8 protein-coding genes are annotated in these 12,517 nt (G+C 64.7%); 3 read left to right on the forward strand and 5 right to left on the reverse strand.

The features are described from left to right. Positions 1-86: 86 nt before the first annotated feature. On the reverse strand, positions 87-3,134 hold the full coding sequence (locus LF63_RS14995; protein ID WP_043104462.1) for a TonB-dependent receptor: 3,048 nt from the start codon (positions 3,132-3,134) through the stop codon (positions 87-89). Positions 3,135-3,397: 263 nt separating this feature from the next. On the opposite strand from LF63_RS14995, the gene LF63_RS15000 reads away from it, so the two are divergent. Next, on the forward strand, positions 3,398-3,931 hold the full coding sequence (locus LF63_RS15000; protein ID WP_043104464.1) for a helix-turn-helix domain-containing protein: 534 nt from the start codon (positions 3,398-3,400) through the stop codon (positions 3,929-3,931). A 78-nt stretch (positions 3,932-4,009) separates the two neighbouring features. Here the strand turns inward: LF63_RS15000 and glyS are convergent, their stop codons facing one another. Both glyS and glyQ read right to left on the reverse strand, forming a co-directional pair. After that, complete coding sequence (gene glyS, locus LF63_RS15005) at positions 4,010-6,154, reverse strand: glycine--tRNA ligase subunit beta (protein WP_043104466.1); 2,145 nt, start codon at positions 6,152-6,154, stop codon at positions 4,010-4,012. After that, positions 6,147-7,061: a glycine--tRNA ligase subunit alpha gene (gene glyQ / locus LF63_RS15010; protein WP_043104573.1), complete on the reverse strand. Its 915-nt coding sequence runs from the start codon at positions 7,059-7,061 to the stop codon at positions 6,147-6,149. Before glyQ ends, glyS begins: the two co-directional genes overlap by 8 nt. 63 nt (positions 7,062-7,124) lie before the next feature. Here glyQ and LF63_RS15015 point away from each other — a divergent pair, with 63 nt between their 5' ends. Together LF63_RS15015 and LF63_RS15020 are read left to right on the forward strand one after the other, a co-directional pair. After that, positions 7,125-8,957, forward strand: a complete 1,833-nt coding sequence (locus LF63_RS15015) for a GspE/PulE family protein (RefSeq protein ID WP_043104467.1) — start codon at positions 7,125-7,127, stop codon at positions 8,955-8,957. Between the two features lie 75 nt (positions 8,958-9,032). Beyond that, positions 9,033-9,854, forward strand: a complete 822-nt coding sequence (locus LF63_RS15020; protein ID WP_043104469.1) for a BPSS1780 family membrane protein — start codon at positions 9,033-9,035, stop codon at positions 9,852-9,854. Positions 9,855-9,978: 124 nt separating this feature from the next. Here LF63_RS15020 and LF63_RS15025 read toward each other — a convergent pair whose 3' ends face one another. Together LF63_RS15025 and LF63_RS15030 are read right to left on the reverse strand one after the other, a co-directional pair. Then, a complete protein-coding gene (locus tag LF63_RS15025) occupies positions 9,979-10,662 on the reverse strand; it encodes a rhomboid family intramembrane serine protease (protein WP_043104470.1) in 684 nt (227 codons plus the stop codon). 19 nt (positions 10,663-10,681) lie between these two features. After that, a complete protein-coding gene (locus tag LF63_RS15030; RefSeq protein ID WP_043104471.1) occupies positions 10,682-12,280 on the reverse strand; it encodes an ExeA family protein in 1,599 nt (532 codons plus the stop codon). Positions 12,281-12,517 lie beyond the last annotated feature (237 nt).

A 12,517-nucleotide genomic window follows, 5' to 3' on the forward strand; every position in this document is an offset into this window, starting at 1 on the left:
TAAAAAAGCCGCCGGGCTCCGCCGGCGGCCAGATCTGGGGAAATCGACCGAACCTTGAGTGCCCGGCCGAATTGTTGTTATGCCTTTTACAAGGAGAAGTCGTAACGCACTCCGAGACGGACATAACGAGGTGTCTGATAGGAAATCGTGCGACCGTAGCTCGGATTGCCGCCATTGGTCTCCACGATCGAGAGCGTGCGCTGCTGCGTGAACACGTTGAAGATGTCGGCGGTGAAGGCCAGATTGTGATCGGCCCAGGCCGGACGCCACTGCGCGTTGAGGTCCAGACGATACGTCCACGGCAACCGCCCTTGCGAACCGCGCGGCGTGGCCTCCGGCGTGCCGTCGTGGTTCAGATCGCAGAAGAAGAACGAAGTGCCGTAGCCCTGACGGTCCAAGGCTCCCGGTGCATTGCCGATGCAGTTCTTCGGCCGCCCCGAAGCGATCGCCACATTGGCGCCGAACAGCCACTCTGGCGTCATCTGCCAGTAGCCGTAGGCCTTGAGTTGGTGACGACGGTCGTTGGGCAGGTAGCCGCTGGAACCGATCATCAGTTCGGGGAAGTCCCAATCTTGCGTCACGGAAGGATCGAGCTGACCGATATCCGACTTCAGCAGCCCCTCTGAATTGCCGTAGCTCTTCGACCACACGTATTCCACCTTGCCGTACCAGTTGTCCGAGAACTGGTGCGCCAGGTAGACATTGAGCGCCAGATACTTGCGCTTCAGCTTGGGAAAGCCGACGCCGTTGCTATTGCCGGCGAAATCCTCATTCGTCAGCGTCCAGTCGTGGTACGACCCATCGCCGTACTGCACGCTGAAGGTATTGGCCTGACCCGGGTTGAACAGATAGCAGTGCGCGCTCAGTGCAGCATCGATACCCAGCGCTTGGACATCGATATTGTTGCGTGCCGCATAAGCGGCGAACGGCGCTTCGTCGCAGAAGTCATCGATGATGCTCTTCAAGTTGCGATAGGTCGCCTTGGCGCCGAAGGTCCAGTCCGTCCCCAGCGCCTTGTCGAAGCCAAGGATGAATTCATCCTGGTAATAAGCCTTGAGTCCTTTGGCCGCGACAGAGCGCGGATCCGGCGCGGTCACGCCATCGGCGCCATTGGAGTACAGAATTCCCGTCACCGGCGATAGACCGCTCGGCACACCCGTGACCGGATCGACTCCTGTGAACGTGAAGTACTGGCCCTGGAACAGGGATGCCGACGCACCGCGAATGGCGACATTGGACGGAATCGCCAGATGGTAGCGGCCGGCATTGGCGTACACCTTCAGGCTCGAATCACCATAGACGTCCCACGTGACACCTAGGCGCGGCGCGAGCTGGTGGCGCTGCTTGACGTAAATCTGGCCGCTGCCGTTGTAATTGCTGAACTGCTCGTTGCGCAGACCGATGTAGGCCAGCCAGTTGCTGTTGATCTGCCAATGGTCCTCGATGTACTGCGCTTGCTGCTCGACCTTGACGTTGGCCGAAAAGTCGATGATGCGCTGCCGCACCAGGTACGGTGGAGGGTTGGCCGGAAGGTTGGCGTTCGGGTAGCCGGTCAGGTTCACGTCGGCCGTGTCCTGATACAGGTAGTACACACCGCCCTCGTACTGCAAGCCCGAGTAGGACTTCAGATTCAGGTTGTCCAGACCTGCGCGCAGGTGATGGTCCCCAAGCTGGTATTCGACGTCCAGACGCCAGCCGTCGGTGTTGTCCTTGGCGCCAGGCGACAGCACCGTGCCTCCGGTGATACCGCAGCCGTTGATAGTGCTGGGCGCGCTGCGCAGGTCGACCACCAGCGGACACGGCACGCCCGAGGCACCTAGCGGCGTATCTACATGCTTGGACTCGGTCTTACCGTAGTTGGCGGTCACCGTCAGGTTGTCGGTGAGGTAACCGGTGTACTTGGCGATGTACATCGATCCGCCCGGCGTGGCGCCGGCGCCGACGATGTCGTAATTCTTCAGGTACTCGGTGCCGAGCAGCGGACCCTCGGTCATGGTCGAGTAATCGTAGGAATACACCGTACGGTCGATCTTGGTGGTGTCGCCCAGCGCGGTGAGTTCGAACAGATTGTTGTCGGTGATATTCCAGTTGATCTTGGCCAGCCACCGCGTGGTCTTGCTGTCGGTCTTGGCGGCGGTGCCGGCCAGTTCCGAACCGACGCCGCGCGACCCGCTGGTCTCGCGCCGCTCGGCGGTGGCATACAGGAACAGTCGATCCTTGATCAGAGGACCGCTTGCATACGCCCCGTAACGGGTGCTCCAGGTGCGATTGTCGCTGCGGTCCTGAAATAGCTGTCCGTCCTTGCCATTCCCGTTGCGCGGATAGTAGATATCACGCGGCGAGTCCATCAGGGCACGCGGCTCCCAATCGACCGTTGCTCCGAAGCGCCAGGTGTTGCCGCCGCTCTTGGTAACGATGTTGACCACACCGCCCGTCGAGCGCCCGTACTCGGCGCCGTAACCGCCAGTGATGACCTGCTGCTGATCGATGGCGTCGAACGGCAACTCCGTGAAACCGAGACCGGTCAACGCATTGGTGACCGGAAAGCCGTTGACGTAGTACTGGTTTTCGGCCGCCGAAGCACCGCCGAAACTGACCACGTTGCCGTAGCGCGAGTCGCCAGACACCGTACCCGGCGCGAGCAGCGACGCGGCATTGACGGTCTGCCCCAGCGGAACTTTCTGCAATTCCTGCGCAGTCAGCACCGTGCGTGAATCGACATTGGTGATGTCGATGGCGGGCAGCGCCGAGGCCACCACCTGCACGCCCTCCAGGCTGGTCGCGCCACTCGCCGTAGCGAACGAGACATCGGTGCCCGTGCTAATGCTGACCTGCACATTCTCGCGAGTCGAGATCGTCTGGCCGTTGCGCATCAACGTGACGGAGTAGCGGCCGACCGGCAGCGAGGATGCGCGGTAGCGACCGTCGGCATCCACGGTCAATACACGCGTCTGTCCCGTATCGACATTCTGGATCTGCACCGTAGCGCCCGACCCTCCTTGCACCTGTCCGAAAATGATGCCGGTCGCGCTGGACTGGGCGAGTGCGCCGCCACTGGCGACGGAGAGTCCCAGCGCGACGGCGACCGCTATGTGGCGCAATGCATTGGGATGATTGGTTGTAGGCAGATTCATGACTGCAATGCTCCCCAGACTGGATGCCGTCGAAGCGCGACGGCGTAAAATATTGCGATTTCCAGTGCAAAGCGGGACACTCCCCATGGAGTCGGTCGGGAAGGCCGTTCTCACTTGGAACCACGCGCATCGCGCGCCGCTTGGCTGCCGTCCTGGATGTCGAGAGCGTGCGAGCTGGGGCAACATATATCGTGAAAAAGTACGGGAAGTCAACAATAATTTACGATTTTTGTTGCAAGGGCATAACTTGAGAGATTCTTAAAATGAACAATAAAAACAATAAATTAGATGTCGAGCGCGATATAGATGAATTCGCGGAGCGCATAAACGTACTGTCGAAGCGCTATGGGAGCGTATCAAAAATCGCAAGAATATGTGGGTTCTCCGAAGGCGTGGTGCGAAGCTGGCGCGATGGACGCTCGGATCCATCCCGCGCGCGCTGCGTAGCGCTGGCCAAGGGGCTGGGCATTTCGTTGATGTGGGTCGTGGCCGGCGAAGGCCCGATGCAGAACGAGGGTGAACAAGACCGCACGCCCCCCTCGATGGCGAACATATCGGCGAAACCGATGGATCCGAAGCGGCTCTCCGCGGCCGTAGAAATACTCGAATCGACGCTGCGACTGGCCGGGGCCGATCCGTCGATCGCCCGCAACAGCGATCTTCTGGCCGACTACTATGAGCTGCTCGGCCATACCGACCCGGTGCAGCGCGCAAAAATCGCGTCCGTGCTCAATCAACGCGTGATGGATCGCGTGCGCAGCCCCAGTGGGCTGCAGCACAACGAGAAGGCTGTCTAAGGTAGGCGAGGCGGCGCCCGAAAAAAGCCGGGCACACGCCATGGGCGTCCGGCTTGCACGCTCCCGGCGCAGCAGTTCCTACAGGCGCGCGATGTCGGCAATCGCCAGGAAGCGATCCTGAAGCCGTGCCAGCAGCGCCAACCTGTTGGCGCGCAGAACCGGATCGTCGGCCATGACAAGAATCTCGTCGAAGAAACGATCCACCGGCGCCTGCAGCTCTGCCAGACGTGCCAGGGCCGCAGCATAATCACGACCCTCGACAAGGCGATCGCTCTCCTGACTGGCCGCATCCAGCGCAACCGCCAGCTCGCGCTCCGCATCCTCCATGAGCTTTGCCGGGTCGACCTTTGCCGCCGCCGCATCCACGCCCTCGTCGGCCTGCTTGCGCAGCAGGTTGCCGACACGCTTGTTGGCTGCCGCCAGACTGGCCGCCTGCGGACGCCCCGCGAATTCGACCACGGCGCGCAGACGACGGTCGAAATCGACCAGGCTCGCCGGCGTCACCGCGACGACAGCCTCGAAGACGTCGCCGCCGATCCCCTGGTCGGCGTAGTAGCCGCGCAGACGATCCAGCACGAATGCGTACAGCTCCTGCCCCAGCGCTGTGCGGCGTGCGCCGGCGTCCAGGCTCGGCTTCGCGCCGTTCTTGCCCGGCTTCAGGCCTGCGGCCAGCGCCGCGTCGGGCAGCAGCTGCAGCGCCTCCGTCAACGCGGCGCGCAGGTCGATGTCGAGTTTGCCCTCGATGAGGGTGCGGGCCAGCCCCAGGGCCGCGCGACGCAGTGCGAACGGGTCCTTGTTGCCGGACGGCTTCATGCCGACCGCGAAAATGCCGGCCAGCGTATCCAGGCGCTCGGCCACGGCGAGCACTCGCGCCAACGGCTGCGCGGCGATGGCATCGCCGGCGTGACGCGGCTGGTAGAAGGCGTCCAGCGCGTCGGCCACGGCCTCGGGCTCGCCATGCGCGGTCGCGTAATAGCGCCCCATCACGCCCTGAAGTTCGGGGAATTCGCCGACCATGCGCGTCATCAGATCGCACTTGCTCAGCGCCGCGGCCTGCGTCGCCTGGGCGGCGTCGACGCCGACACGATTGGCGATCACGCGGGCCAGCTCGGCCACGCGCACGCTCTTGTCCCACACGCTGCCCAGCGCCTGCTGGTAGGTGACGTTCTTCAGCGCGTCCTGGTAGCCGGCCAGCGGCGTCTTCAGGTCCTCGTCCCAGAAGAACTTGGCGTCGGCGAAGCGCGGACGGATCACGCGCTCGTAGCCCTTGCGGATTTCCGCCGGATCCTTCGAATCGATGTTGGCCACGCCGACGAAGCGTTCGACCAGCTTGCCGTCCGCGCCGAACACCGGCACGAACTTCTGGTTGGTTTCCATCGTCGTGACCAGAGCTTCCGGCGGCACCGCCAGAAACGCCGATTCGAAGGCGCAGGCGATCGCCACCGGCCACTCGGTGAGGTTGGCGATCTCGTCCAGCAGGGCGTCGGACAGACGCGGCGCGCCGCCCAGATCGCCAGCGACGCGCGACACCTCTTCACGAACCCGCTGTCGACGTTCGATCGGATCGGCCAGCACTTTCGCGACGCGCAATGCGTCCAGCCACGCATCGGCATCGGCCACGTGCACCGGCGCGGGATGGTGGAAGCGATGGCCGTGGGTCTGACGGCCGCTGCGCAGACCCATGATTTCGGCGTCGATCACATCGCTGCCATGCAGCATCACCAGCCAGTGCGCGGGGCGCACGAAGGCGTAGTCGTGATCGGCCCAGCGCATCGGGCGCGGGATCGGCAAGGCTTTCAGCGAGGCCGCGACGATCTCCGGCAGCAACTCGGCCAGCGCCTTGCCCGGCTGCACGGCACGGTAGACGTACCACGCGCCCTTGTCGGTCTCGATCGTTTCCAGCGCGTCGACGTCGACGCCGCAGGAGCCGGCGAAACCCAGCAATGCCTTGGTCGGCTTACCGTCGGCATCCTGCCCGGCCTGCACGGCCGGACCGCGGCGCTCGATGGACTGCTCGGGCTGCATCGCCGCCACGGCGGGAATGTGTACGGCCAGACGGCGCGGCGAACAATAGCGACGGGCTGCGGCGACGTCCGCCGCGATGCCGTGCTGTTCCAGGCCCTTGAGGATGCCCTGGGCGAAAGCCTCGGACAGATCGTCGAGCGCTTTCGGCGGCAGCTCCTCGGTGCCCAGCTCGATCAGCAGCGAACGTGCCTCAGACATGCGCGTTCTCCTTCTGGTTCTGACGCAGCCCCGGGAAACCCAGCTTCTCGCGCTGGGCGACATAGGCCTCGGCCACGGCGCGCGACAGCGTGCGTACGCGCAGGATGTAGCGCTGGCGCTCGGTCACGCTGATGGCGCGGCGCGCGTCCAGCAGGTTGAAGGTGTGGCTGGCCTTCATCACCTGCTCGTAGGCCGGCAACGGCAGGCCGAGCTCGACCAGCTTCTTGGCTTCCGCCTCGCAGGTGTCGAACCAACCCAGCAGCGCCTCGACGTTGGCGTGCTCGAAATTGTAGGTCGACTGCTCGACCTCGTTCTGGTGGAACACGTCGCCGTAGCTGACGGTGCCATGCGGCGCTTCGGTCCACACCAGGTCGTAGACGTTGTCGACGTTCTGCAGGTACATCGCCAGTCGCTCGAGACCGTAGGTGATCTCACCCGTCACCGGCCGACACTCCAGACCGCCGGCCTGCTGGAAGTAGGTGAACTGGGTGACTTCCATGCCGTTGAGCCAGACCTCCCAGCCCTGCCCCCAGGCGCCCAGCGTGGGCGATTCCCAGTTGTCCTCGACCAGACGCAGATCGTGCACCAGCGGATCGATGCCCAGTGCCTCCAGCGAGCCGAAGTACAGATCGACGATGTTCTCCGGGTTCGGCTTCATCACCACCTGGTACTGGTAGTAGTGCTGCAGGCGATTCGGGTTGTCGCCGTAGCGTCCGTCTGTCGGCCGCCGCGAAGGCTGCACATAGGCTGCGGCCCAAGGCTCCGGGCCGAGGGCGCGCAGGAACGTCGCCGGGTGGAAGGTGCCGGCGCCGACCTCGGTATCGAGCGGCTGCAGCAGCACGCAACCCTGGTCGCCCCAGTACTGGCTGAGGCGCTGGATGATCTGTTGGAAGGTTGGCGCAGACATGGTCACGTCGGGCATGGGACAAAGCGCGTTAGTATACCGGTGCTGACTCCGGAGGTACGACGCATGGTCGCCAGCGCGCATTCGCCATCCACGCTAGGCCGACGCGGTCGTCTGGCGCTGGACGAAGTGTTGAACGAACTCGTCCAGGACGGCTACCTGCGCAGCGAGGACGGCGCCCAGGTCCGCATGGGACAGCTCAGCGGCCGCAGCGCCCTTGAGCTGCATCCGCTGGCGATCATCGCCGAGGCCAAGCTGGCCAACCGCAACGACCCCGCCCAGCGACAGTTGGGCATCGAACTGCTGACCGAGTGGCTGGCCGGCAAGTCCGGGCTGGACTACTGCAAGATCGACCCGATGAAGATCGACGCGCCGGCCGTGACCCGCGTGGTCAGCAACGCCTATGCCCTGCGCCATCGCATCCTGCCTATCGAGTCGCACCCCGAATACGCGGTCTTCGCCACCTGCGAGCCGTTCGAGACACGCTGGGCGACGGATCTGGCGCAGATGCTGCGCCGCGAAATCCGTCTGGTGGTGTCCAACCCGCTCGACATCCAGCGCTTTCTCAGCGAGCTGTACGGCGTGCAGCGCTCCATCCAGTTGGCGCATGACGCCAACGGCGAGGGACCGGCCGGCTCGGCGATCCTCAACTTCGAGCAGCTGGTGGATCTGGGCAAGCGCGGCGAGATCGGCGCCGACGACCGCCACGTCGTGCACATCGTCGATTGGCTGTTGCAGTACGCCTTCGAGCAGCGCGCCTCCGACATCCACCTGGAACCGCGCCGCGAAAACGGCCACATGCGCTTCCGCATCGACGGCGTGATGCAGAAGGTGTTCGAGTTGCCGTCGCCGGTCATGACCGCGGTGACCTCGCGCATCAAGATTCTCGGCCGCCTTGACGTGGCCGAGAAGCGCCGCCCGCAGGACGGCCGCATCAAGACGCGCTCGGCCACGGGACGTGAGGTCGAACTGCGTATCTCGACCATGCCGACCGCGTTCGGCGAAAAGGTCGTGGCGCGCATCTTCGACCCGGAGATCGCCTCCAAGGATTTCAGCCAGCTCGGCTTCTCGGCCACCGAGGATGCCGTGTGGCGACAGATGGTCGGCCGGCCCAACGGCATCGTGCTGGTGACCGGCCCGACCGGCTCGGGCAAGACCACCACGCTGTACTCGACACTGAAGCATCTGGCGCGCCCGGAACTCAACGTGTGCACCGTCGAGGACCCGATCGAGATGGTCGCGCCCGAGTTCAACCAGATGCAGGTGCAGCCGGCCATCGATCTCGATTTCGCCGCCGGCGTGCGCACCCTGCTGCGACAGGACCCGGACATCATCATGGTCGGCGAGATCCGCGACCTGGAAACCGCGCAGATGGCAGTGCAGGCCTCGCTGACCGGTCACCTGGTGCTGTCGACGCTACACACCAACGACGCGCCCAGCGCGGTCACGCGTCTGCTCGATCTCGGCGTGCCGCATTACCTGATCCAGTCGACGCTGGCCGGTGTGGTCGCGCAGCGACTGGTGCGCACGCTGTGTCCGCATTGCAAGAAGGAAGGCGTGCAGGATCGCATCGCCTGGGATGCCTTGACGCACGGCTACCAGCTGCCGCTGCCGGCACGCGTCAACGAACCGCAGGGCTGCCTGGAATGCCGCAAGACCGGCTTCCTCGGACGTACCGGCGTGTACGAAATGCTGCGCATGAGTCCACGCCTGCGCAGCATGGTGAGTCCGCAATTGGATCTGCTGCGCTTCGGCGAGGCCGCTCGCAAGGAAGGCATGCAACCGCTGCGCGTCTCCGCCGCCGCGCAGGTCGTGCGCGGTCTGACCACGGTCGAGGAAGTGCTCTCCGTACTGCCGCTGGACGAGATGCGGGAAGACGTCGCTCCCGATAACGACTGATACGACCGATGCGGCTTTGCCCGCATCGAGCGGCGTGCGACACTTTCCGCGAATCTTCAGGGCAGAATCGCACGCATGCGCAAAGTCGACGTTGGAGCAAGCATCGAATGGATCGGGGCGGCCTTCGCGGCCGTGCGCGCCCATCCAGCGGCATTCCTGGTCATGGGTCTGATCTTTACCGTGATTCCGCTGGTCCCGCTGCTCGGCGGCATCGTCATCCTTCTGCTCGGCCCGGCGTTGCTGGCCGGCATGATCTACGCGGCGCGCGAAGCCGACCAGGGACGCACTCCGAAAGTGGGCCACCTGTTCCAGGCCTTCCAGGACGGCGATCGCATCGGTTCGCTGATCGCGCTGTGCCTGCCGGTCTTCGCGGCCTTGCTGCTGATGATCGTCGTCGCCATGCCGATCATCATCGCGATTGCCAACAGCGGGCAGATCGACGCGCAGACCCTTTCCGATCAGGCTGCGCTCGCGGCTGCGCTGCACCCCATCCTGAGCGCCATGGCCGGACGCCTGTTGCTCACGCTGGTACTGATCGTCGTGATCGCCTTCGTGGCCGGCATGCTTACCTTTCTGGCCGCCGCCTGCATCATGCTCGGCCGCGACCCCGCATTCGTCGCGATGCGCAAGAGCTTCGCCGCCTGCGCCCGCAACTTCGGCGCCTACCTCATCACCGTGCTGCTGCTCGGTCTGGGCCTGGGGCTGCTGCGCATCGTGCTCAGTCAGCTGCTGCCGGAGATCCTGGCGGCCGTACTTACCAGCACGCCGTACTACGCCTTGCTCGGCCCGTTGACCTACGCGGCCTATCGTTCGATTTTCGGCGACGATACGTCTGCCCCCGTGAACGAGGCGGCCCCGCCCCCGCCGCCAAGCAGTTCGCATACCCTCGAAGCCTGATCGACCGGTCGGCAACGGACTGTGCGCATAACTCCCATGGCGTCATGCCGCGGATTGACTCGCATGCGTGCGGATGGGCTGCATGAAGCCCTTTGTGTGCGGGCGGAAATCGCCTTCGCCACGCTCAGCGCCGCATGCGACGCATCACCGCATGACGCGAGAGCATCGCGAACAGCATCCCGTAGACGAAGCCGGCAATGTGGCTCCACCAGACCACTTCGCCGAAATCCGGCCCGGCGTAGGTGAACGCCAGTTGCAGCAGCACCCACAGCGCGATCAACAGTGCTGCGGGCACGCGCACGAATTCCATGTACAGGCCCAGCGGCAACACCAGCCCGAGCCGCGCCCGCGGAAACAGCACCAGATAGGCGCCGACCACGGCCGACACCGCGCCGCTGCAGCCGATGATCGGGGCATGCATCCCCGCTAGCGTCAGCGCGCCGACCAGATTGGCCGCCATACCGCCGCTGAGGAACAGCAGCAGAAAACGTCGCGATCCCAGCACGCGCTCGCCTTCCAGGCCGAAAATCACCAGGAACAGCATGTTGCCCAACAAATGCAGCCACGAGATGTGGATGAACAGGGCCGTTAGCAGCCGCACGGCGTCCGGATCCAGCACCCGCTGCCACCACGGCCCCGGTGTCTCGAACAGCAGCGAGGGCACCGTGCCCCAGCGCAATACCCACGCCATCTCGCGGGCGTCCGAACTCAACATGAGCAAGGTGAACATCGCCACGCACAGCACCACCAGCAGCAAGGTCGCCCAGCGACCGCTGCGGTGACGCTTGTCGGGCACGTTCACGAACATCAGTCTGCCCCGCGCCGGTTCAGGGCACGTCCCGCGCCAGGTGCGGGCCCGTATCGTTGAGTGAGCTCAACGCGAACAGGGTCTCCGGCCCGATCACGCCGTCGACCGGAATACCGTACGCCTGCTGCAGCTTGCGTACGCGCTCCTGCATGGCCTGATCGTAGATCAGCGGGCGGTAGCTGGCGCTGCGATCGCCATCGAGCTTGCGCAATTGTCTGCGCACCCAATCCACGGCCTGACCGGTATCGCCCCGCGCCACGCTCGAAGGCATCCAGGCCGGCAGGCGGAACGGCGCCATGAAGCGGCCGCGCCAGACCGTCTCCAATGCAGCGCGCGACACTTCGACCGCACGCCCTCCGACAAACAGCCGCACCTGGTTGTCGCCCACGCCGAGCAGAAGGACCTGGCGCGTACCTGCGGCATCGCTCAGCTCGAGCAGCATCGGGCGATCGAAGCGCTTGAGCTGATCCAGGGTGCCCGTTCCGGCCACACAATCGAAGCCGGGGAACACCACCGCATTGCAACGCAGCGCATCCGCCACCGAGACGTCGGACGAGGTCACCTGCCAACGCGCCAGCAACTCGCTCCACGCCGCCATCTGCGCCGCTTGCGCATCCGGTAGCTGCGCGAGCAGCTTTGCGCCCTGCTCGCGAGCCTGTTTCTGTGTCTTCTCCACCGCGGCCTTCGTCGATACCGGGGGCGTCGGCGTATGCAGCCACCACGCCAGCCCCGCGCCAAGCAGGATCAGCACGAGTGCCGCCCGCCACCACCAGCGATAACGCCGCACCCAGTAGCGTAGATGTCCCGGCAGCACATCGCCTGCCGCGCGTTGCACCAGGCGCTCGCCCACCTGACGCACGCCGGCCTCAGCGCCCAGTTGCAAAGCACGATCGGCGATCGCGTTGACGAGGCGCGGAATGCCGCCCGCGTAGCGATGCAGATTGCGCAGCCCCAGTCGAGTGAACGGCTGATTGACCGCGCCCGCCGTCTCCATGCGATGACGCACGTAGGGTTCCAGATCGGCACTGTCGAGGCGGGTCAACTCCTCGCGCACACCGATGCGCTGCGCCAGCGCACGCAGCGTGCCCGACTGCAACCGGGTTTCCAGACTCGGTCCGGCCAGCAGCAGCACATGAATAAGCTTGTGCGCCGGCGTCTGTAGATTCGTCAGTTGCCGCAACTGCTCGAGCGCGGCATCGGAAAGACCCTGCGCCTCGTCGATCACCAGCAGCACGCGTTGCCCCTGGGCGTAGGTATCCATCAGGAAGGCGCCCAGCGCATCGATCATCAGCTGACCACGCGCGTGCTCGCCGGGTTCCAACGGTACGCGCAACGCATGGCAGACGGTTTCCAGCAACTCGTCGGCACTGACGCCGGTATAGCGGATGCGGGCAATGCGGATATCGGCCTCGGCCAGGCGCTGCAGCAGCAGCCTCGCCATCAATGTCTTGCCGCTGCCGTATTCGCCAGTCAGCAACATGATGCCGCCACTGCCGCTACGAATTTCCATTTCGAGACGCTGAAGCAAAGCGTGCAGACGCGCGGGCAGCCACACGAAGCGCTCGTCGGGCGCGGTGGCGAATGGCGATTCCTTCAGGCCGAAGTGATCCAGATACATGGGGGTACTGTAGCGAAACTGGCGAAGCTTGGATGCCGGCCGCGTCGAAGTGTTCCCGGGGACGTGGCCTGGCGCCTTGCGTGCTCAGCCATCGGGCGGCGTGCAAGGCAAGCCGGACCTTAGGAGCGTCACGGTCCCGTGGGATAGGCGATAGGCAGATTCATTCTTGCCCAGACGTTGCGCCCGTTGGTGCGTGGATGTCAGGAGCAACAAAAAAGCCCCCGACGGTAAGTCGGA

The organism is Oleiagrimonas soli (assembly GCF_000761445.1).
Classification (GTDB): Bacteria; Pseudomonadota; Gammaproteobacteria; order Xanthomonadales; family Rhodanobacteraceae; genus Oleiagrimonas; species Oleiagrimonas soli.

Coding starts and splice junctions, on each gene's coding strand:
- LF63_RS14995 (WP_043104462.1), bottom strand. CDS start 3,134: ATGAATCTGCCTACAACCAATCATCCCAATGCATTGCGCCACATAGCG.
- LF63_RS15000 (WP_043104464.1), top strand. CDS start 3,398: ATGAACAATAAAAACAATAAATTAGATGTCGAGCGCGATATAGATGAA.
- glyS (WP_043104466.1), bottom strand. CDS start 6,154: ATGTCTGAGGCACGTTCGCTGCTGATCGAGCTGGGCACCGAGGAGCTG.
- glyQ (WP_043104573.1), bottom strand. CDS start 7,061: ATGTCTGCGCCAACCTTCCAACAGATCATCCAGCGCCTCAGCCAGTAC.
- LF63_RS15015 (WP_043104467.1), top strand. CDS start 7,125: ATGGTCGCCAGCGCGCATTCGCCATCCACGCTAGGCCGACGCGGTCGT.
- LF63_RS15020 (WP_043104469.1), top strand. CDS start 9,033: ATGCGCAAAGTCGACGTTGGAGCAAGCATCGAATGGATCGGGGCGGCC.
- LF63_RS15025 (WP_043104470.1), bottom strand. CDS start 10,662: ATGTTCGTGAACGTGCCCGACAAGCGTCACCGCAGCGGTCGCTGGGCG.
- LF63_RS15030 (WP_043104471.1), bottom strand. CDS start 12,280: ATGTATCTGGATCACTTCGGCCTGAAGGAATCGCCATTCGCCACCGCG.